This window comes from Bradyrhizobium sp. BR 1433, from assembly GCF_051547665.1.
Classification (GTDB): Bacteria; Pseudomonadota; Alphaproteobacteria; order Rhizobiales; family Xanthobacteraceae; genus Bradyrhizobium; species Bradyrhizobium australafricanum.
Genome location: NZ_JBPUGG010000001.1, coordinates 6,191,348 through 6,210,122, shown reverse-complemented (window position 1 = coordinate 6,210,122; position 18,775 = coordinate 6,191,348). Strand labels below are relative to the sequence as shown.

Annotated in this window: 21 protein-coding genes and 1 pseudogene; 11 read left to right on the top strand and 11 right to left on the bottom strand. The window is 65.4% G+C overall.

The genetic code is table 11. The features are described from left to right. Window positions 1–54: 54 nt before the first annotated feature. Window positions 55–1,032, bottom strand: a complete 978-nt coding sequence (locus ACSKB9_RS29945; RefSeq protein ID WP_438077613.1) for a zinc-dependent alcohol dehydrogenase family protein — start codon at window positions 1,030–1,032, stop codon at window positions 55–57. A gap of 119 nt (window positions 1,033–1,151) precedes the next feature. Here ACSKB9_RS29945 and ACSKB9_RS29940 point away from each other — a divergent pair, with 119 nt between their 5' ends. Both ACSKB9_RS29940 and ACSKB9_RS29935 read left to right on the top strand, forming a co-directional pair. After that, window positions 1,152–1,733, top strand: a complete 582-nt coding sequence (locus ACSKB9_RS29940) for a TetR/AcrR family transcriptional regulator (RefSeq protein WP_438077611.1) — start codon at window positions 1,152–1,154, stop codon at window positions 1,731–1,733. A gap of 143 nt (window positions 1,734–1,876) precedes the next feature. Beyond that, the gene (locus ACSKB9_RS29935; RefSeq protein WP_176937198.1) at window positions 1,877–2,233 is read left to right on the top strand and encodes a hypothetical protein; all 357 of its coding nucleotides are present in this window, start codon (window positions 1,877–1,879) and stop codon (window positions 2,231–2,233) included. A 32-nt stretch (window positions 2,234–2,265) separates the two neighbouring features. On the opposite strand, the gene ACSKB9_RS29930 is transcribed toward ACSKB9_RS29935, so the two are convergent. From ACSKB9_RS29930 to ACSKB9_RS29910, 5 genes and pseudogenes are all read right to left on the bottom strand, one after another. After that, window positions 2,266–4,341 carry a 2Fe-2S iron-sulfur cluster-binding protein gene (locus ACSKB9_RS29930; protein WP_438077609.1) on the bottom strand — a complete coding sequence of 692 codons (2,076 nt, stop codon included), beginning with the start codon at window positions 4,339–4,341 and terminating at the stop codon, window positions 2,266–2,268. A 61-nt stretch (window positions 4,342–4,402) separates the two neighbouring features. Next, entirely contained in the window at window positions 4,403–5,017 is a 615-nt protein-coding gene (locus tag ACSKB9_RS29925; protein ID WP_438077607.1) for a glutathione S-transferase family protein, read from the bottom strand. 199 nt (window positions 5,018–5,216) lie between these two features. Further along, entirely contained in the window at window positions 5,217–5,630 is a 414-nt protein-coding gene (locus ACSKB9_RS29920) for a Rieske (2Fe-2S) protein (RefSeq protein WP_141339593.1), read from the bottom strand. Between the two features lie 7 nt (window positions 5,631–5,637). Beyond that, on the bottom strand, window positions 5,638–6,750 hold the full coding sequence (locus ACSKB9_RS29915) for an amidohydrolase family protein (RefSeq protein WP_168858492.1): 1,113 nt from the start codon (window positions 6,748–6,750) through the stop codon (window positions 5,638–5,640). Window positions 6,751–6,823: 73 nt separating this feature from the next. After that, window positions 6,824–7,887, bottom strand: a pseudogene (locus ACSKB9_RS29910) (amidohydrolase family protein). Window positions 7,888–8,125: 238 nt separating this feature from the next. On the opposite strand from ACSKB9_RS29910, the gene ACSKB9_RS29905 reads away from it, so the two are divergent. Continuing rightward, window positions 8,126–8,605, top strand: a complete 480-nt coding sequence (locus ACSKB9_RS29905) for a hypothetical protein (RefSeq protein ID WP_438077604.1) — start codon at window positions 8,126–8,128, stop codon at window positions 8,603–8,605. A gap of 119 nt (window positions 8,606–8,724) precedes the next feature. Here ACSKB9_RS29905 and ACSKB9_RS29900 read toward each other — a convergent pair whose 3' ends face one another. Continuing rightward, window positions 8,725–9,438 carry a DJ-1/PfpI family protein gene (locus tag ACSKB9_RS29900; protein ID WP_438077602.1) on the bottom strand — a complete coding sequence of 238 codons (714 nt, stop codon included), beginning with the start codon at window positions 9,436–9,438 and terminating at the stop codon, window positions 8,725–8,727. A gap of 64 nt (window positions 9,439–9,502) precedes the next feature. Here ACSKB9_RS29900 and ACSKB9_RS29895 point away from each other — a divergent pair, with 64 nt between their 5' ends. After that, window positions 9,503–10,498, top strand: coding sequence for a GlxA family transcriptional regulator (locus tag ACSKB9_RS29895; protein WP_229192419.1), 996 nt, complete (start codon window positions 9,503–9,505; stop codon window positions 10,496–10,498). A gap of 57 nt (window positions 10,499–10,555) precedes the next feature. Here the strand turns inward: ACSKB9_RS29895 and ACSKB9_RS29890 are convergent, their stop codons facing one another. Beyond that, a complete protein-coding gene (locus ACSKB9_RS29890) occupies window positions 10,556–11,104 on the bottom strand; it encodes a carboxymuconolactone decarboxylase family protein (protein ID WP_438077600.1) in 549 nt (182 codons plus the stop codon). A gap of 293 nt (window positions 11,105–11,397) precedes the next feature. Further along, window positions 11,398–12,315, bottom strand: coding sequence for a LysR family transcriptional regulator (locus tag ACSKB9_RS29885; protein ID WP_438077598.1), 918 nt, complete (start codon window positions 12,313–12,315; stop codon window positions 11,398–11,400). 113 nt (window positions 12,316–12,428) lie between these two features. Between ACSKB9_RS29885 and ACSKB9_RS29880 the strand changes: the two genes are divergently transcribed. The 4 genes from ACSKB9_RS29880 to rnk all read left to right on the top strand — a co-directional run bounded on the left by ACSKB9_RS29880 (window position 12,429) and on the right by rnk (window position 14,242). After that, a complete protein-coding gene (locus ACSKB9_RS29880; RefSeq protein WP_016847017.1) occupies window positions 12,429–12,995 on the top strand; it encodes a chromate transporter in 567 nt (188 codons plus the stop codon). Then, window positions 12,992–13,522, top strand: a complete 531-nt coding sequence (locus tag ACSKB9_RS29875) for a chromate transporter (protein ID WP_038384313.1) — start codon at window positions 12,992–12,994, stop codon at window positions 13,520–13,522. Before ACSKB9_RS29880 ends, ACSKB9_RS29875 begins: the two co-directional genes overlap by 4 nt. Window positions 13,523–13,619: 97 nt before the next feature. After that, complete coding sequence (locus ACSKB9_RS29870) at window positions 13,620–13,826, top strand: hypothetical protein (RefSeq protein WP_438077595.1); 207 nt, start codon at window positions 13,620–13,622, stop codon at window positions 13,824–13,826. Further along, window positions 13,823–14,242 carry a nucleoside diphosphate kinase regulator gene (gene rnk, locus ACSKB9_RS29865; protein WP_438077593.1) on the top strand — a complete coding sequence of 140 codons (420 nt, stop codon included), beginning with the start codon at window positions 13,823–13,825 and terminating at the stop codon, window positions 14,240–14,242. Before ACSKB9_RS29870 ends, rnk begins: the two co-directional genes overlap by 4 nt. A gap of 5 nt (window positions 14,243–14,247) precedes the next feature. On the opposite strand, the gene ACSKB9_RS29860 is transcribed toward rnk, so the two are convergent. Further along, on the bottom strand, window positions 14,248–14,442 hold the full coding sequence (locus ACSKB9_RS29860; protein WP_076827654.1) for a hypothetical protein: 195 nt from the start codon (window positions 14,440–14,442) through the stop codon (window positions 14,248–14,250). Between the two features lie 140 nt (window positions 14,443–14,582). Further along, window positions 14,583–15,647, bottom strand: coding sequence for a ketopantoate reductase family protein (locus ACSKB9_RS29855; RefSeq protein ID WP_438077591.1), 1,065 nt, complete (start codon window positions 15,645–15,647; stop codon window positions 14,583–14,585). 245 nt (window positions 15,648–15,892) lie between these two features. Between ACSKB9_RS29855 and ACSKB9_RS29850 the strand changes: the two genes are divergently transcribed. The 3 genes from ACSKB9_RS29850 to ACSKB9_RS29840 all read left to right on the top strand — a co-directional run bounded on the left by ACSKB9_RS29850 (window position 15,893) and on the right by ACSKB9_RS29840 (window position 18,748). Then, window positions 15,893–16,534, top strand: a complete 642-nt coding sequence (locus ACSKB9_RS29850) for a TetR/AcrR family transcriptional regulator (RefSeq protein WP_438077589.1) — start codon at window positions 15,893–15,895, stop codon at window positions 16,532–16,534. Beyond that, window positions 16,531–17,118 carry a TetR/AcrR family transcriptional regulator gene (locus ACSKB9_RS29845; RefSeq protein ID WP_438077587.1) on the top strand — a complete coding sequence of 196 codons (588 nt, stop codon included), beginning with the start codon at window positions 16,531–16,533 and terminating at the stop codon, window positions 17,116–17,118. The genes ACSKB9_RS29850 and ACSKB9_RS29845 overlap by 4 nt, the downstream gene beginning before the upstream one ends. A 391-nt stretch (window positions 17,119–17,509) precedes the next feature. Next, a complete protein-coding gene (locus tag ACSKB9_RS29840; protein ID WP_057017914.1) occupies window positions 17,510–18,748 on the top strand; it encodes a branched-chain amino acid ABC transporter substrate-binding protein in 1,239 nt (412 codons plus the stop codon). Window positions 18,749–18,775: the final 27 nt, after the last annotated feature.

The window sequence follows — 18,775 nt, the reverse complement described above, 5'->3', positions numbered from 1 at the left end:
CGAAAACGGGCATCGCGGCGCCGCGTCGCGCCGGCGAATATCGGGGGGCACGACCTAGCTTGGCGTGAAGATCACCTTGCCCTTGAATGCCGCCGCCTGCGCGATCGCCTGTGAAAAATCCTCCAGGCGATAGGCCCCGACCACCGGCGCGCTGATCGCTCCCGATGCGACCATCGGCACCAGATGGTCGTACATCCTGGCCAACGCTTCATTCGTCGCGGCCCTGCCCCAATGACCGAGCCAGAAGCCGCGCACCGACACCTCGTTGAAGATCACGCTCAGGGCCGAGCCGGAGAACGGCTGCCCGCTCATCGCGCTGTAAATGACCAGCACCGCCTTCGGCGCCAGACAGTTCATCAGGTTCAGCGTCGAGGAGCCGCCGACGACGTCGAGCGCCAGGAGGATAGGCGCCCCGCCCGTTTCATTGGCGACGCGCTTGGCGAGATCCGGCCCGTCGAGCAGCACGATATCGCCGCCGACCGACTTGACCTCGTCCACGACGTCCTCGCGGCGGACGATGTTGACGGTCTTGAGCCCGAGCGACTTGGCGATGGCGATCACCGCGCGGGCCGTCGCCGAGTTGGCGCCGTTCTGGATCACCCAGCCGCCGGGCGGGATCTTCACGAAATCGGTCAGCAAGAGATAGGCGGTGGCCGGATTGACCCCGATCATGGACAGTTGCTGGATATCGGCATTGTCGGGCAGCGGACGCTGCCATGATGCGGTGAATTTGACCCGCTCGGTCCAGGTCGGGACCGTGAAGGGAATCAGCGTGCGGTCACCCTCCTTCAGGGTCCTCACCTGCGATCCGGTGGCAACAACACGCCCGACGCCCTCGATCCCGAGCGTGGCCGGCGGCGACGGCAGATAGCCGTAGCGCCCGGCGATGATCATGAAATCCGAATTGTTGATCGGCGCAGCCTCCACCGCGACCACGACCTCGTCGGGGCCGGGGCTGCCGACGTCCGGCACCTCGTTGAGCTTGACCACGTCCGCTGCACGTCCGAACGCAACGACCTGAACCGCTTTCATGGCGTGATCTCCCGATTTCGTTGTGTACTTCTAAGTACAGAATATGGATTGCGTCAATAGCCGGACTTGCCTTCACGGCAAGGTGAAGGCTTCACATCCGACGCGGGAGTACATAAAAGATGGATATGGCAAGGCCGCGCAGCTTCGATCCGGACGATGTCCTGGAAATCGCCCGCCAGATGTTCTGGCAGAAGGGCTTTCAGGCGACTTCGCTCGACGACATCACGGCGGCGAGCGGCGTCGCGAAACCCAGCCTCTATGCGGCGTTCGGCGACAAGAACGCGTTGTTCCTGAAGGTGCTGGACCGCTATCACGACGGCATCCTCGGCTGGGCCGAGCGCGTGCTGGCGCAGCCGGGGCTCGCGCGGGACGTCATCAGGCAGTGGCTTACCGGCTTCATTCCCTATTGCTCGGGCGAGAAGGGACAGCGCGGCTGCCTGTCGATCAATTCTGCAACCGACGGCTCGCTCGACCAGGTCGAGCTCCGCAAGAGCATCGAGCGCTACAACCGGCGGCTTGAAGAGCTGCTGCGCACGCGGCTGCGCACCGATCGCGCCCAGTTCAGGAAGGGCTTTGACCCTGACGTCACCGCCCACACCATCATGGTGGTGCATGCCGGACTGCTGGCGCTCGCGCACCAGAGGCCGGATTCGAAGCAGGTGAAGGCCGTGATCGACCAGGTGATGAGCCTGCTCGCCTGAGTTTGTCGGCACCCGGCCTTCCGGCAGCCCCCCGCGCGCTCTCACGAATGTGATTATATTACGATTATCATCTAATTGATGTCCCGATCTCGATGACCATGTCCGGGTTGGCTGTCATGGGCTTTCCGGATTTTGGGGATCAGATGAACAAACGGTTTTGGCGTGCGGCAATCGTTGTAGTCACCGCCCTGCTGGCGAAGCCGGCGATCGGGCCGGTGCAGGCCCATGATCACGGGCATCCCGAATTGAACGCCTGGTATGAGAGCCTGCGCAGCGTCAAGGGCCCCTGCTGCGACGGCAGCGACGCGAAGCGTGTCGATGACGCCGACTGGGACACCAAGGACGGCCACTATCGTGTGCGGCTCGAGGGCGAGTGGGTCGATGTTCCCGACGAGGCCGTCGTCGCCGGACCGAACCGTGCCGGCCGCACCATGGTCTGGCCGTATTATCTGGACGGGCACCCGAGGCCACGCTGCTTCATGCCGGGCAGCATGGGCTGAGTGCCCGCGAAAGCGCTATGCGCCCGGTTCGGTCACAGCGCGAGCTGGATCCGGTCCTCGCCGTTGGCCTCCGGCCTCGCCGGCACGGCGCAGCAGATCAGCACCTCGTCATCGGCCACCTTGGCGGCAGGCTGCTTCACATAGGTCACGGCGCCTGCCAGCAATCGCGTTCGGCAGGTTCCGCAATTGCCCTCCCGGCAGCTGAAGGCGGGGCTAAGGCCACGCGCTTCCGCCAGTTCGAGCAGCGTCCCCGCCTCCGGCGTCCAGCGCGCCTCCTTCAACGAAGTGGTAAAGGCGACCGGGACCGGCGTTGTCGCCGGCGGTCGCCGCGGCGGCGCTGCGGTGACGAAGTCGGGCTTCCGAACCAGCGATGAAGGACCGAATGCTTCGGCGTGAATCCTGCCGTCGGCAATGTTGTAGCCGCGCAAGGCGTCATAGAGCGATTGGGTGAACCGCGGCGGTCCGCACAGATAGAAGTCATAGTCGTTGAACGGCAGGACGCGCGACAACAGCGCCATGTCGATCCGTCCCGCCGCGTCGTAGTCTGTGCCCTGCTCGGCACCGTCGACATCGCCGAGGACGCGGATGATCCGCACCGCGCCGCCGGCGGCATCCACCAGCTGCTGCAATTCGTCGCCGAACGCGCGGTCCTGTTTCGCATGCGCGGCCTGAAACAGGAATGTCGGCCGGATGCCGCGGGTGCGCAACCCTTCATAGACCACGTGGCGCAGCATCGCGAGCAGCGGCGTGATGCCGACACCGCCGGCGAGCAGCACCGCGGGCCGCTTCTCGCGCGCATCGATCGCGAAGGCGCCAGCCGGAGCGCGCGCTTCGATGATATCGCCGACATGGATGGTGTCGTGGAGATGCTGCGATACGACACCGTCGCACTTCACGCTGATCCGGTACATGCCGTCCGACGGCGCGACCGACAGCGTGTAGGTGCGGATGACTGGCTTGTCGATACCGGGCAACGAGAGACGGATCGGCAAATGCTGTCCCGCCCGGTGCGGAAGCAACCCCGCGCCGTCGTCCGGCTGCAAATGAAACGAGCGGATCGATCGGCTCTCGTCGACGATCCCAGTGACCTTGAACGGCCGCCACTGCGTCGCGCGCTCGGCGGCGCGGATCCGCTCGGCGGTCTGCCCCCAGTCGCCGGTCATCAGCGAATTCGGCGACCAGCCTTCGGCCCGGAACGCCCAGCGCAGCGGCAGCGCGCCGCCCCGGCGCACCACACGGCGGGCGCGGAAACTCCAGAGCCGCTCGGCGCCTTGAAACGCCGCGATCTCCGGCGAGTCCAGCATCACCTCGGCATCGCCGCTCAGCTGCAGCAGGTCGCCGGTCTCGAAATCCACGAACACCAGCCCGGCCTTGCCGTTGACGAGGATGTTGCCGAGCGTGTTGAAGAACAGATTGCCGGCGAAATCGGGAATCGTCAGCGTGCCGTCGTCGGCGACGCGGACGAAGCCCGCCCGGCCGCCGCGATGCGAGACGTCGACCTGACGACGGTCCTCACGCTCGGCATAGGACGCCACGAAGAACGTGTCGGCCGCCCTGATCATGTCGCGCGCGGCCTGATCGAGCGCCGTGCTTGCCTCGATCTCTCCCGTGAACGGTTCGTCCGGCGCGCGCACGAAGGCGAAATCGCGAAGCTGGATATACTGCGCGCAATTGCCAAAGCTCTGATCGAGCTCGAAGCTGAGCGCCTTGCCTGATGCCGCGCGCAGCAGCCCGTTCGCACGGTTGCGGCGCCGCGTGTGCAGTTCGATTCCGAGCAGTCCGATCGCATCGCCCGCGCGCATGCCTTCGCTGACGGGATCGCTGGCGTCAGGCCGCGCATCGATCTCGAGGCTGCGCGGCGTCGGCGAGGAGATGAAGCCCGGCCGGCCGGCCAGCAGCGAGGCCCAGGCGTCGCCGCTTCGGTCCACGCTGCCGACGACGATGAAGGGAATCTGCGCGAAGAAATCGCGATGCTGGTCGGGCATGAAGTCGCGCACCGCACGCTGGCCGACGGCCTCCATCTTCTCGGCGACACCAACCTGCTGCTGGATCGCCTTTTCGCCGGCATGCCAGGTCGCGAGCTTGCTCTTGGTTCGTCTGTCGCTCATCGTATCGCCCTCCCCTTCGGGGGTTGGACGGGCGCGCCCGACGGCACGCCCGGTCAGCAGGTCACGCGGCCGCCAGACCGACTGGGGTCTTGGCGAAGGCCACGAAGCCCGGCAGCGCCTCGATCCGGCGCAGCCACGCGTTGACGCGCGCATAGGCGGAGAGATCGACATTGCCTTCGGGCGCGCTGGACAGATAGCTGTAGAGCGCAACGTCTGCGATCGTCGGCGCCGCGCCGACCAGCCAGTCGCGCCCGGCGAGATGGGCTTCGAGCCGCTTCAGCAGAACATGCGCCCGCGCGATCACGTCGTCCGGATTGTGCTTCGCGCCGAACACGGTGATGAGCCGCGCCGCAGCGGGCCCAAACGCAAGATCGCCGGCAGCAACCGACAGCCAGCGCTGGACCGCGGCAGCGCCCCTTGCATCCTGCGGCAGCCAATCGGTGCGGCCGAGCTTGGTCGCGAGATAGACCAGGATCGCGTTGGAGTCCGGGATGATTACGCCGTCATCGTCGAGCACCGGCACCTGGCCGAACGGGTTGAGCGCGAGATATTCCGGCCGCTTCTGCGCGGCGGACTTGAGGTCGACGTCGACCAGTTCGTGCGGAAATCCCAGCAGGGACAAAAACAGGCGCGCGCGATGCGCGTGGCCGGAGAGAGCGAAGTGATAGAGCTTCATGTGCCGTTCCTGATGTGGTGGACAGGTTCATTCCCGATCGCCAACTCAAGGTGGCCCATTGCAGCGGTTATTATAATTGCCGTCGACGGCACTTCATTATTGCATAAGTCGCAATAACACCTACTTGCGTCATGGCCGGGACTGTTCCTGCCACGACGAGGCCCTCGGCGGCGCACACGGTCGCGCGAACTGCGCCAACCTAAATCTCGACGATCACGTAGTTGTCCTCGATGTGCACCGGGAACGTCTCGGCAACATACGGCCCCTTCTGCAACTCGGCGCCGCTCTCGACCGCGACCGGATAGGAGCGGATCCTGAACCGCTTGGGATCGAACCAGGACTGCCCGTTGCGCATGTCGAATTCCCAGCCGTGCCACGGACAGCGCAGCATCTCGCCGACGCGGTCGCGCTGATAGATGCCGGGCTCCGGCGAGGTCAGGCGCGCGACGCAGGCCGCCTTCTCCAGCGGCGCGCCCTCATGCGGGCAACGATTGAGCAGCGCGAAGAACTCGCCATTGACATGGAACACGACGATGTCGCGGCCCTCGATGCCGAACACCTTGTTGCCGCCGGCCGGAATCTCACTGGTGCGCGCGACGATGTGACGGGTCATCTGTGTCCTAGAATTTGTAAACCGCGCGGGCGTTGGCATTGAAGATCTTGCGACGCTCGGCGTCCGTCAGCGGCGTCTTGAAGGCGTAGCGCGCGTCGTCATAGTCCCAATGCGGATAGTCCGACGAGAACAACAGCCGGTCGATGCCGACCCATTCGATCAGCTGACGCAGGTGCCTGGCTTCATCCGGCTCGTCGATCGGCTGGGTCGTGAACCAGAAATGCTGCTTCACATATTCGCTCGGCCTGCGCTTCAGATGCGGCACCTCGCTGCGGAAGCGTTCGAAGTGCTGATCCATCCGCCACATCGTCGCTGGAATCCAGCCGAAGCCGCCCTCGATGAACACGATCTTCAGTTTCGGGAAGCGCTCGGGAACACCTTCCAGCACAAGGCTGGTGAGGTTCGACGCCACCGTGTGCGCGTTCGACTGATGCTCCTCGCAATAATAGGACGGCCAGCCGCCGCCGGTCGGCGCATGCCCGCCATAGCCGCCGACATGGATGCCGAGCGGCAGATCGAGCTCCTGCGCGCGTTCATAGATCGGCCAGTAGCGGCGGCGGCCGAGCGGCTCGTTGGCACGCGGCGAGACGTTGATCTGGATGTATTCGCCTGATCTGGCGCAGCGCTCGATCTCGGCGAGGCCGAGGTCGGAGCCATCCTGCCCGACCAGGATCGAGGCCTTGAGGCGGGGATCGCGATGCGCCCAGAACGCCAGTTGCCAGTCGTTGATGGCGCGCTGGATCGCGGCGCCGAATTCCAGATTCTGCTGCGAGAAGATGAAGAGATCGAGCACCTGCAGGATCCCGAACTCGACGTCGAAGGGATCGAGATGCTGCTTGCGCATGAAATCGAGGTCGGAGCCGGGCACACCGCCGGTCGGCGGCCAGGCATCGCGCCGCGCGATCAGCGGCGAAGAGCGCGGATACGGCGTGGTGCCGATATAGGGCGTGCGCAGGTGGCTGCCATATTCCTTCAGATGCTGCTGCCAGCGCTTCGGCAAGAACTCGTTGAGGTCGCTGTGCGCGTGAAGGCTCGGATGGATGTCGCAGTCGATGATCTTCAGCCGCGTCGCCGCGGTCTTCTCCTGGTCGAGCATCGGGCGGTCGATGACGTCACTCATGCGATCCTCCTTCTTGTTTGCGCATGTTCTTGTCGGAAAACCTGTTCCCACTTTTCCGGATCATGCGCGCGAATTACGAATTCAGCTTCAAACGCGGGAACGTTTCAATCGGGTTGTCTTCGCACATCCGCTGGACGAGACTTTTCGGCAGATGCGGCGGGATCGGATCGTCGCCGTCGAACTGCCAATGCGGATAGTCGGATGCGAACAGGAACATCTTGTCGGAGCCGATCTGATCGATGATGTCGGCAACGCTTGTAGCATCCAGCGGCGCGTCGAACGGCTGCATGGTGACGCGGAAATGGTCGCGGATGATCGCGGCCGGCTCGCGCTCCACCCACGGCACCTCGACGCGCACGCCGCGCCAGGTCTTGTTGGCGCGCCACATGAATGCCGGCAGCCAGCTGACGCCCGACTCCATCAGCACGACGGTCAATCCGGGATACTTCCCGAATACGCCCTCATAGATCAGGCTTAGCGCCTGCGCCTGGAACGCCTGCGCCTCGGCGAGATAATATTCGTAGCGATAGGACGGCCAGCCGATCGAGCTCGGCGCGCCCCGATAGGCGCTGCCGGCGTGGATCGCGATCGGAAGCTTGTACTTCTCCGCGGCCTGATAGATCGGCCAGTAATGCCGCCGGCCGAGCAGCGTCTCGCCTTGCGAGGGCACCAGCACCGAAACGAAGCGATTGTCGCCGGCCCTGCGCTCGATCTCCTCGACCGCAAGGTCCGGCGCCTGGATCGGCACCACGATCGAGGCGCGCAGCCGCGTGTCCCTGGCAAGCCATTCGGCCGCGATCCAGTCGTTGATCGCCCTGCAGAAGTCCGCCGCCATGTAGGAATCGAATACCGCCTGCGCGCCATAGACGACGTTGCAGATCGCGTGGCTGGCGCCGAGCTGGTCGAATGCGCCGCGCTGCACCATGGCAAGATCGCTGCCGGGCTTGCTGCCGTCCGCCGGCCGCCAGTCGGCGCGGCCGGACAACGGCATCGACGGCGGATAGGAATTGAGGTCGAGCCCGTCGATGGCGCGGCTGACGACCTGTTCCTTCCAGTGATCGCTCAGATAGGGCAGCAGCGTGGTGCGCGTTCCCCCACCGCGGGATGGATGTCGCAGTCGATGCGCGTGGCCGCCATGGCGTTCCCCGGATTGATCTTCTTGTCGTCGTTGTTGGCGGCATCGCTGCCACGGATCGGACTGTGACGCCGATGGCGCGATCGTGCAAGCGGGTCCACGCGGGGCCGCCCTGCCCTGTGCGCGCATCCGCGCCTCACGCGAAGTTGCGGGATCGCGTGTGAATGGCGTCACCCCTTGAAGTCACGCGACATGCTAGCGATTCCGCGCCGCGGAAAGCGCGGGCACCGGGAGACGGGAATGAGACTGGGCCGATTGACGATCCTCGCATGTTCAATGTCGCTGGCCTCGTCGGCCACATGGGCTGCGCCTGCGACCAGCTCGGGCTCGGTCGCGCTGGCGCTCGCCGGCGTGGTGGCGCCCTACTCGCCGCTGCCGGCCAAGGAGAAGAAGGCGGTCGCCACATTCTTCAACGGCGACAGCAATGTCTCCTATGCCAGCAAGATCATCGTCACCGCCGACAAGGTGGTCTGCCGCGCCAGCAATGTCGACATCACCTCGCGTTCCTGCGCGCTGAGCTTCGGCGGCAACACCCACACCGTGAAGGGCAGCGAGGCCAACGCGGTCTTCGCGACCGTGGCGCTGGCCGGCGTGCCGCCCGACGGCGCCGCGGGCACGATCTACGAGGCGCTGTCGAAACTGTCCTGCACGCTGGATCCGAAGGTGATCAAGGACAAGGCCGGCGGCGGCGCCGACTGCAGCTTCGAGCCGGGAAACTAGTGCTACGAGACGAGGTCGAATAGCGACTGCGCCGGCGCTGCACTCCCTCTCCTTCTTCTTACGGGGCCCGCACGCCGGGCGAGGTGACACCGAATCGAGTGTTCGGCAAAAGCCTGCACTCACTCTCCCTGCACGGTGACGCCCAGCCTCGCCGCGACACGGCGCGCGGTTTCCTCCCGCTGCTCCGTGATCGCGCGCACAGCCTGGCGCGACTGCTGCAGGATCTCGGGTGGCGCGGTCTCCGGCGTGCCGCTGTCGAACGGCGGCTCCGGCGCATACACCATGTAGAGCTGGATCGCGCGCGCGGCATCGTCGCCGCGCAGTTCAGCCGCGAGCCGCAATGCGCCATCGATGCCTGCCGTGACTCCGGCGGCAAAGACGAAGCTTCCGTCCACCACCACGCGCTGGTTCACGGGCGTAGCGCCGAACAACGGCAGCAGATGAAACGACGCCCAATGCGTCGTCGCCCTGCGTCCCTTCAGCAGGCCGGCCGCTCCGCAGATCAGCGCGCCGGTGCAGACCGAGAAGATGCGGCATGCCCCCGCCGCCTGCCGGTTGATCCAGCCGAGCACCTCCGTGTCCTCCATCAGGGCTTGCTGACCAAAGCCGCCCGGCACATGCAGCACGTCGAGCGGCGGCGCATCGGCCAGCGTCGCATCCGGTGTCAGCCGCAATCCCTTGATGTCGCGGACGGGATCGGCGGTCTTGCCGTAGATGCGGTAGGTCGAATTCGGAATCCGCGACAGCACCTCGAACGGCCCGGTCAAATCGATTTGGTCGACGCCTTCGAACAGCAGCGAACCGATCCGCAGATGAACATCGTGAGCGATCATCGAACTTCCCTCGAACTTTCCTTGCGCTATGGACAAAGCGAATCTAGCGCGGCAGGTTTCGGCGATGACGCCAACCAGCCCACGTTTTTCGCCAAACCGCCGCCGCTCGATCGAAGTGCTGGCCTATCCGGCCGTGCAGTTGCTTGACGTCACCGGGCCATTGCAGGTGTTCGCGTCCGCCAATGCGCTGGCGGCCAAGGCAGGCAACGCCGAGCCATATGAAGTCCGCGTCGTTGCAAAGGATGGCTCACATGTCGAGTCGTCCGCCGGCGTCGGGCTCGCGGTGCATCCGCTGCCCGCGATCGGCAGCCCGGTCGACACGCTGGTGATTCCGGGCGGCGACGGCGTCAACGCCGCGGCGGCCGATGCCGTCCTGGTGGACTGGGTGCGCGAACGCGCCGGGCAGGCGCGCCGCACCGCATCGGTCTGCACCGGCGCGTTCCTGCTCGCCGCATCGGGCGTGCTCGATGGCCGGCGTGCCGCGACCCATTGGGGATTTTGCGCAGAGCTCGCCGAGCGTTTTCCCGATGTCCGCGTCGAGCCCGATCCGATCTTCGTGCGCGACGGTTCGTTCTGGACGTCGGCCGGCGTCACCTCCGGCATCGATCTGGCGCTGGCGCTGCTGGAGGAGGATCTCGGCCGCACGGCGGCGCTTGCCGTCGCCCGCTATCTCGTGGTGTTCTTCAAGCGGCCGGGCGGACAGGCGCAATTCAGCGAAATCCTGTCGCTGCAAGCAACCGACGACAGGTTCAGCGCGCTGCACGACTGGATCAGCAACCATCTCGCCGGCGATCTCTCGCTGTCGACGCTGGCGAAACAGGCCGGCATGAGCGAGCGCAGCTTCAGCCGCCATTACGCGGAAGCGACCGGCTTGACGCCGGCACGCGCGATCGAGCGGCTCCGGGTCGAGGGCGCGCGGCATCTGCTCTCGGAAACGCGCCTGCCGATCAAGCGCATCTCGCAGCGCTGCGGCTTCGGGTCCGAGGAGACGATGCGGCGCAGCTTCCTGCGCCTGCTGTCGACCACGCCGCAGGACTATCGCGCCAGGTTTGCGCTCTGACGTGCACGGCCGGCCGCGCGGTCGACGTGCAATGATTGACGCTCAGGCGAGACCGTCTCAGCCGTTCCAGGCATATTCCTGCAACGCCGCCTCCAGCGGCGGATTGGTGACGCTGCCGGTGTAGTTGGTGATGGTCGACGCCGCCACGATGGTGATCACCTCAAGCACGAGGTCCTTGTAGAACCCGGCTGCCAGGAATCGTTCGATCTCCTCGTCGTCGAGCCGCCCACGCTTTTCGATCAGCGACCGCGCCAGCGTCGAGAGCGCGCCGAGCGTCTTGTCGGCAGGCGAGCGGCCGGCACGCATCGCGTCGACATCGGCCGGATCGAGCCCAGCCTGCAAGCCGAGCGCGGAATGCAGCGCGACCGCCCAGGCGCAGCGATTGGTCACCGCGTCGGTGAGCAGCACGGTCTGGATCTGCTGCTCGGTGAAGCTGCCGCCGTGAACCTTGTCGAAGATGCCGATGAAGCTCTGGATCAGCACGGGCGAGGTCGCCATCGCCGCCGCAAGGTTCGGGATCATGCCAAACCGCGCCTCGACCTCGCGCAAAATAGGCCTCGAGGCTTCGGGGGCAGACTCGAGCGTATGGACAGGAAAACGCGCCATTGGAAATGCCTTTCGCGGTGTTGATTGAACCCGAGGCCTCCGGACGCAGCTGAGCTGTTGCGATCCACGCGCGGGCAACCGGATTCGATGCAGGCTATCTAGCCGCGCCCTGACGCGCGCGTTCGCCAAACTCCCCACATTCCGCGCCATCCAGGCGGCGGTGCGGGGCTCGCTGAGCTTCAGCTCCGTCCACTGTCATTGCGAGCGAAGCGAAGCAATCCATGTTTCCGCGCAACGGATAGATGGATTGCTTCGTCGCTGTCGCTCCTCGCAATGACGGTTGCAAGTCCCGCTTAGACCCCGGCGCGGTCCTTCACCCGCCGCGTCACGATCCCGAGCAGGCGGCCGAGCGTGCCGGCGGCGGGGCCCTTCTTGCGCGCCAGCGCCAGCGGCGCGACGAGGCCGGTGGCGCGGTCGAGGCGAAGATAGGACACGCCGGCGGTCTCGAGCCGCGCCATCGATTCCGGCACGATCGAAATGCCGAGCCCCGCCGCGACCAGGCTCAGCGTCGACACCATCCGCGTCGCCTCCTGCGCCACCTTCGGGCTGAAGCCCGCGGCGCGACAGGCCGCGATGATGCTGTCATAGAGGCCGGGCCCGGTCGGACGGCGATAGAGGATCAGCGGCTCGTCGGCGAGCGAGGCCAGCGAAATCCGCCGCCGCGTGTCCTTGCGGGCGCGCGGATGATGGTCCGGCAATGCGACCACCATCTCCTCGTCGAGCAGATGCGTGATCGTGAGATTCTCCAGCCGCTCGCTCGGCGCGCGCACGAATGCGGCATCGAGCCGGTCGGCCTCGACGGCTGCGATCAGCTCGCCGGTCGAGGCCTCCTCGAGCGACAGCGTGATCGCCGGCGCGCGCTCGCGCATTTCGCGCATCACGCCGGTGACGAAAGGATGGAAAGCGGCCGAAGAGGTGAAGCCGATGGCCAGCTGGCCCTCCTGGCCGCGGCTCGCGCGGCGCGCGGCCTCCACGGCGAGGTCGGCGTCGCGCAGGATCGCGCGCGCCTTGCCGACGAAGGCACGGCCGGCGGCGGTCAGCTCGACCCCGCGCGGCTGCCGGCGAAACAGCGGCGCGCCGATCGCGGCTTCCAGCGCGCGGATCTGCTGGCTGAGCGGCGGCTGCTGGATGCCGAGCCGCGCGGCGGCGCGGGTGATATGGCCTTCCTCGGCGACCGCGACGGCATAGCGGAGATGGCGCAGTTCGATCATCGGGCAATCCATATGCGATAGATATGCAAATTCCCGTATCCATATATTGGATATTTGGCACGCGGCCAACTAAAGTCGACTCAAGAACAAATCGAACCGGAGCCGCTCCGCCGATGGACGCCATCCCCGCCGCGCAAACCACCAAGCATGTCGCACCTGACGTCGGCGAGTTGTTCACGGGCTTCTTCATCCTCGGATTGACCGGCTTCGGCGGCGTGCTGCCGCTGGCGCGCCACATGATGGTGGAGAAGCGCGGCTGGCTCACCGGCGCGGAGTTCACCGACCTGCTCGGGCTGTGCCAGTTCCTGCCCGGCGGCAACATCATCAACATGTCGGTCGCGGTCGGGCTGAAGTTTCGCGGCATTCCCGGCGCGTTCGCGGCGATCCTCGGCCTGATCGCGGTGCCGACCGCGGTCGTGATCGGCCTTGGTGTGATCTATGGCCGCTTCGCCGACGACCCGGTCGTCCGTCATCTGTTCGGCGGGCTCGCCGCCGCGGCGGCCGGGCTCCTGATTTCCACGGCGATCAAGATCGCCTGGCCGCTGCGGCGCGATGTGCTCGGCCTCTTCATCGGCGCGCTGTGCGTGCTCGCTATTGCCGTGTTCAGATTGCCGCTGCTGCCGACCCTGTTGACGCTGGCGCCGCTCAGCATTGTCCTCAGGTCGAGGCAGGCATCATGAGCGCAACCCTCGTCACGCTCGCGCTGATCTTCGCCGAACTCTCGCTGCTCGCCTTCGGCGGCGGCAACACCATCCTGCCGGAGATGCAGCGTCAGGTGGTCGACGTCCATCACTGGATGACGGCGCAGGAATTCGGCGCGCTGTTCGCGCTGGCGCAGGCAGCACCCGGGCCGAACATGATGGTGGTGCCGCTGGTCGGCTGGCATGTCGCGGGTTTCTCCGGCGTGCTGGTGACATCGCTCGCCAAGTTCGGGCCGTCGTCGCTGGTGACGGGCTTCGCGCTGCGGCTCTGGGAACGCTTCAAGGACCGGCCCTGGCGCCGCACCGTGCAGGCCGGGCTGGTTCCGGTCACCGCCGGGCTCGTCACTGCCAGCGCCATCGTCATCACCCACGCATCGGCCTCGAGCTGGGGCACGATCCTGATCGCGGCAATGGTCGCGATCGCCACCACCACGACGCGCATCCATCCGCTTGTCGCGCTCGCCGCCGGCGCGGTGCTCGGCCTGTCCGGCATCGGACAGCCCTGACGCTCTGTCTGCGGCGATGGCGTCTCGTTCCACGCGGCGGTGTGCGCGCTTTCGCCGCAATGGATGCGCCGTCGCCAGCGGCTATGTTGATAATGCCATGATCGACACGCTCCGCATCGACACCCGTATTGCGCGCCGCGAATTGCGCGCCGGACGTCTGCACGCAGGCAATTCGCCGGCCGGCGATCGCACGCCGTCCGGATTCCTCGACGTCATCAAGATCATTTCAGTCCGTCGCGTCGCGAGATATCCGCGCGCCGGCGCTCGTGCGCCCCCGATCAACCGCAAAGATCAACCGATATGACCCGAACCATTCAGAACAGCTTTACCGCCCCGGCATTGCCGCCGATCGTGATCACCGCGAGCGAGGCGCATCGCCTCAGCGCGCTGGCCAATTCCAGCATGGCGGTGTTTCCCCGCGTCGCCCAGTTCCTCGCACGCGAGACGGACCGCGCCCAGCTGGTCGCCGACGATGCCGATCTGCATGACGTGGTCCGCATGGGCTCGCTTGTGCGCTACCGCGACGACGAGACCGGCGACGTCAGGGAGGTCATGCTCGTCTATCCGCACGAAGCCGACATCGCGCTGCGGCGCATCTCGGTGCTGACGCCGGTCGGTGCGGCGCTGATCGGATTGTCGGTCGGCCAGACGATCGATTTTCAGACGCCGAGCCAGCAGACGCGTTCGGTGACGGTTTTGGCCGTGACGCATGAGGGCTAGCGGCTTTACGCCGCCTGATGACACTGTCCCATCTCGATCCCGTGCCGGCGCCCGCGCGCGATGCCCTCGGCGATCGCCTTCACGACGATCTCGGCGTCTTCGGGGGAGAGATGATCGAGCGGCTGCCAGGCGCGCATGATGTCGCGTGCGCGATCGAGGTCGCCGTAGATTGCAAGGAGAGGAAGCGATTTGCTCGGCATGTCCGTTGCTCCCAACCGCAGCTGCGTGAGTCTACTCCATCTGGACAGGTCGAGCCATGCGTCCGGCAACCGCGATTGGGTGCATTGCAGATCGCCGATGCATGGCGAGGGCATTCCTGCCCCGCCGTCAACGCATTCGGTCACTCCGCGCCGGAGCCGCCCTGCACGATCTTCTCGTTCAGCTTCTGATCGACGGTCTCAACCGTGCGGTCGATCTCGGCGCTCGGCGTGCCGAGCTGATGCGAGATCAGCTTCACCAGCAGGTCGACGCGTTCTATGAAGGGCGCGCCGGCGGCGACCGCGCGGGCCGCCGATGACGGCTTGAGCAGGCTTTCCGCGGCCTTGGCGTATTTCGCGAACGGCACCTGGTCCGCGGGGTCGGCGCCGAGCTTGCGCGCGATGCCGTCGACGTGGTCGTAGATCGCCTGCGAGCGCGTCAGGTCGCCGTGCACGGCGTCGCGGATCGATTGCGGCTCCGTCGGCGTGATGCAGCGATAGTTGCCGGTCAGCAGCATCGACCACTTCGCCAGCGGCACGAACAGCGAATCGAACACCTTCAGCTTCACCGGAACGTCCTGGCCGTCGAGCGTCACCGCGTTGATGTCGGCTTCGAGCTCGCGCAGCACCTTGTTGTGCTTGTCGTCGGCGAAGGCGGAGGCCTTGAAGTTGGTCGGCAGGCCGACATGCAGCACATTGGCCTTCTCCTCCGGCGGACGGAAGGCCTGCGGATCGGGCGAGCACAGCGTGACGAGGCCCGGCTCGAAGCGCTCCCACACCTGCGCGTTGGTGTAGGCCTCCTCGAGGTCCATGCCGGCGAGTGCGGGGATCCGCTTCAGATACGGCAACGGCGGCATGTTCATGATCGACAGGCAGGGCAGCTTCGCCGCCGCGATCTTGATCATCAGCACGCGAACCGTGTGGTTGGTGTATTGCGGCTCCTGCATCGCAAGGCCGACCATGTCGTAGCGCGAGACGTCGACATCGGCAGGCATGACGGCGTCGAGCTTGCCCGGCAGATCGCGCGAGAAGATCGAGCGGTGCTCCTTCTCGTCGCGCAGCTTGATCCGCACCTCGGTGCCTTCGCGGTTGATCAGGTCGGCGGTGTTCTTCCGGCACACCAGGGACACGTTGTGACCCGCCATCAGCAGCTTGGTCCCCAGCAGGGAGCCGTAGGAGGCTCCCAAAATCAGAATGTTGCGCGCCATGCTCTCTCCAATAGCCCTCCTCACGAAAGGCTTGCTCTCCAAATCCTGTCCGAAGCTGCTGCCGAACCGATGCCCGGTCGATCTTGGCCGTCCCGCATCCACGGGCCGACGATCGCCATATCACCAGACAATCAAGATCAGCTGGTGTATGGTATGCCACCGTCTATCGCAGATCGACAAGCGGCTGCCAAGGGGATTATCTCGCGTGCGGATTTTCGTTCCGCGATCAGGAAGGGCATTCGAGCTTGCAAGTCGCCGCCGACCCGACGGATCGGGCTGAAGAAATCCTCGTCTCAGCTTCCCGGCTGTTTGCCCGCCACTCCTATGCCAACGTGACGATGGAGCAGGTCGCAGCATCGGTGCAGGCCGTGCCGGGCGCGCTGTACCACTATTTCCGCGACAAGGAAGATCTCATCTTCCACTGCTATCTGCGCGGCCTTGCGATCTATCGCCACGAAATCGAGGCGGCCGCCGAGCCCGGCATCGACGGGCTCGAGATAATCAGGCGCTTCGTGCGCGGCAGGCTGAGGCCCGAAGGCCAGCGCATGATCCTGTTCAGCGATATCGATGCGCTGGCCGCGCCCTACAGCAGCGAGGTCCATGCCAAGCGCTGGCAGAATGCCGCGCTGCTGGCGGACATCCTCGATCGGGGCGTGGCGGACGGCTCGATCGCCTGCGACGAGCCGCTGCTCACGGCGGTGGCGCTGATCTCCATCCTGGACTGGGTTCCGTTCTGGCTGTCCGAACGCGACTACTACACGCGGCAACAGGCGATCGATGCCATCGACGACATCATCACGCATGGCGTCTACCGGCGCGAGATCGCGCTTCCCAAAATGCCCGAGCCGCTCAGCCTCGCCCCTTTCTCGAGGCTCGCACAGCGTTGAACAAGCGGGCCGCCAAGTTCGACAGGATGCTGTCGATTGCTTCCGACAGCTTCAACCGAAGGGGCGCCTCGGGCACGTCGCTCGAGAGCATCGCCGTAGATGCGGGCATGACGCGCGCCGGCATCTACTATCACTTCAGTGAAAAGGAGAGCCTGCTGCTGGCCTGCCTGCGACGCGGGCTCGCCGGCGAGGTCAGCATTCGCGAGCATCTGCAAGAGCACAGCCTTGGAGCATTCGATCACATCGTTCAGCGAATTCGCCTGCTGTTGATGCTGCACGACACGCCCTGCGGCCCAAAGGCGACCTACCACAACATCAACTATCTCAACGACGCAGACCGAAAAGCCTATGTCGGAGACGTGCTGGCGACGATCCGACAAGACCAGAACAGCTATCAGCGCTGGGTCGACGAGGGCCGTTTCCGCCGCATCGATACCTATTTCGCGGAGCGCATTCTCACCGGAATGGGCCACTGGTATCCGATCTGGTTCAAGACCAGGCGTGACTGGTCTCCAGCCGAGATCGCCGATCATTTCGCGCGGCTGTTCCTCGCGGGCCTCAAGCCGCGCCGACATCCAGGCTAGATCCGCCACGGTAGCGATCCCGGTTTCCCCTTCCCCCTGAAAGGGGGAAGGTCGGGATGGGGGTCAGCCGCAGGCGACGCTCCAAGTGGAGACAGCCGATCCCCACCCGCTTCGCTCTAACGAGCGAAGCGACCTCCCCTTTTCAAGGGGAGGTTTTGGAGACGGACGACGCCGGTTCGGAACCGAGAATAAGCTTGAGCCCCATCCAAAAGTTTACCTGCAATTCAAAACTGCGCCCGATTCCGGCGGCATATGGCCTATAACATCATAATACCTTCTGCTAAAACTTGACGCAGTATTCAAAGCGAAAGTTGCGAAGGCTCGGCGATTGGGGTTATGAGACGGCCTCGATCGCTAAAGATCAAGAAACACGAGCAAGGGAGAACGCAGGATGCATAGGCTGATCGTTGCCGCCGCGGCAGCGCTGACGGTGTTGGGAGGCGCGGCGTCCGCGCAGGAATCCATCAAGATCGGCTATATCGATCCGCTCTCCGGCGGCGGCGCCAGCGTTGGCGAAGGCGGCCTGAAGACGTTTCAGTATCTCGCCGACGAGTTGAACGCCAAGGGCGGCATCCTCGGCCACAAGGTCGAGATCGTCCCACTCGACAACAAGACCAATCCGCAGGAAAGCCTGGTGCAGGCGCAGAAGGCGGTCGACGCCGGCGTCCACTACATCACCCAGGGCAACGGCTCGTCGGTCGGCGCGGCGCTGGAAGACTTCGTCACCAAGCACAATTCGCGCAACCCCGGCAAGGAAGTGCTCTACTTCAACTACGCCGCGGTCGATCCGGCGATGACCAACGAGAAGTGCAGCTACTGGCACTTCCGCTGGGATGCGAACTCGGACATCAAGATGGAAGCGCTGACCAACTACATGAAGGGCCAGCCGTCCATCAAGAAGGTCTACCTGATCAACATGGACTATTCGTTCGGCCAGTCGGTGCGCACCACGGCGCGCAAGATGCTGGGCGAAAAGCGGCCGGATATCCAGGTCGTCGGCGACGAACTGCACCCGATGCTCAAAGTCACCGACTTCTCGCCCTACATCGCCAAGATCAAGGCGTCCGGCGCCGACACCGTCGTGACCGGCAACTGGGGCCAGGACTTCGCGCTGCTGCTGAAGGCGGCGGCTGACGCCGGCCTCAAGGTCAACTGGTACACCTATTATGCCGGCGGCGCCGGCGGACCGACCGCAGTCAAGCAGGCCGGCCTCGAGGGCCAGGTGTTCCAGATCAGCGAAGGCGTCCCGAACTCCGGCAACAAGGCGGCGATGGATTTCGAGAAGGACTTCCGCGCCAAGACCGGCATTTCCGTCTGGTATCCGCGCGCGGTCAACGAGATGCGGATGTTCAAGGCGGCCGCCGAGAAGGCCAATTCGATCGATCCGGTGAAGGTCGCGGCCGCACTCGAAGGCATGAAGTTCGAAGTGTTCGACGGCGGCGAGGGCTTCATCCGCAAGGACGACCACCAGTTCTTCCAGCCGATCTACATCTCCTCGTTCGGCGCGCTGGCCGACAAGACCAAGGAGCCGTTCGACGAGGAAAACACCGGCTGGGGCTGGCGCATCGTGTCCAAGATCGACACCGCGCAGACGATGCTTCCGACGACCTGCAACATGAAGCGGCCCTGATCGGCCGCCTCGGTGATTCCGGGGCGG

Excerpts from the sequence above, each read along its gene's own strand:
- ACSKB9_RS29945 (WP_438077613.1), bottom strand. The coding sequence starts at position 1,032 with ATGAAAGCGGTTCAGGTCGTTGCGTTCGGACGTGCAGCGGACGTGGTC.
- ACSKB9_RS29940 (WP_438077611.1), top strand. The coding sequence starts at position 1,152 with ATGGATATGGCAAGGCCGCGCAGCTTCGATCCGGACGATGTCCTGGAA.
- ACSKB9_RS29935 (WP_176937198.1), top strand. The coding sequence starts at position 1,877 with ATGAACAAACGGTTTTGGCGTGCGGCAATCGTTGTAGTCACCGCCCTG.
- ACSKB9_RS29930 (WP_438077609.1), bottom strand. The coding sequence starts at position 4,341 with ATGAGCGACAGACGAACCAAGAGCAAGCTCGCGACCTGGCATGCCGGC.
- ACSKB9_RS29925 (WP_438077607.1), bottom strand. The coding sequence starts at position 5,017 with ATGAAGCTCTATCACTTCGCTCTCTCCGGCCACGCGCATCGCGCGCGC.
- ACSKB9_RS29920 (WP_141339593.1), bottom strand. The coding sequence starts at position 5,630 with ATGACCCGTCACATCGTCGCGCGCACCAGTGAGATTCCGGCCGGCGGC.
- ACSKB9_RS29915 (WP_168858492.1), bottom strand. The coding sequence starts at position 6,750 with ATGAGTGACGTCATCGACCGCCCGATGCTCGACCAGGAGAAGACCGCG.
- ACSKB9_RS29905 (WP_438077604.1), top strand. The coding sequence starts at position 8,126 with ATGAGACTGGGCCGATTGACGATCCTCGCATGTTCAATGTCGCTGGCC.
- ACSKB9_RS29900 (WP_438077602.1), bottom strand. The coding sequence starts at position 9,438 with ATGATCGCTCACGATGTTCATCTGCGGATCGGTTCGCTGCTGTTCGAA.
- ACSKB9_RS29895 (WP_229192419.1), top strand. The coding sequence starts at position 9,503 with ATGACGCCAACCAGCCCACGTTTTTCGCCAAACCGCCGCCGCTCGATC.
- ACSKB9_RS29890 (WP_438077600.1), bottom strand. The coding sequence starts at position 11,104 with ATGGCGCGTTTTCCTGTCCATACGCTCGAGTCTGCCCCCGAAGCCTCG.
- ACSKB9_RS29885 (WP_438077598.1), bottom strand. The coding sequence starts at position 12,315 with ATGATCGAACTGCGCCATCTCCGCTATGCCGTCGCGGTCGCCGAGGAA.
- ACSKB9_RS29880 (WP_016847017.1), top strand. The coding sequence starts at position 12,429 with ATGGACGCCATCCCCGCCGCGCAAACCACCAAGCATGTCGCACCTGAC.
- ACSKB9_RS29875 (WP_038384313.1), top strand. The coding sequence starts at position 12,992 with ATGAGCGCAACCCTCGTCACGCTCGCGCTGATCTTCGCCGAACTCTCG.
- ACSKB9_RS29870 (WP_438077595.1), top strand. The coding sequence starts at position 13,620 with ATGATCGACACGCTCCGCATCGACACCCGTATTGCGCGCCGCGAATTG.
- rnk (WP_438077593.1), top strand. The coding sequence starts at position 13,823 with ATGACCCGAACCATTCAGAACAGCTTTACCGCCCCGGCATTGCCGCCG.
- ACSKB9_RS29860 (WP_076827654.1), bottom strand. The coding sequence starts at position 14,442 with ATGCCGAGCAAATCGCTTCCTCTCCTTGCAATCTACGGCGACCTCGAT.
- ACSKB9_RS29855 (WP_438077591.1), bottom strand. The coding sequence starts at position 15,647 with ATGGCGCGCAACATTCTGATTTTGGGAGCCTCCTACGGCTCCCTGCTG.
- ACSKB9_RS29840 (WP_057017914.1), top strand. The coding sequence starts at position 17,510 with ATGCATAGGCTGATCGTTGCCGCCGCGGCAGCGCTGACGGTGTTGGGA.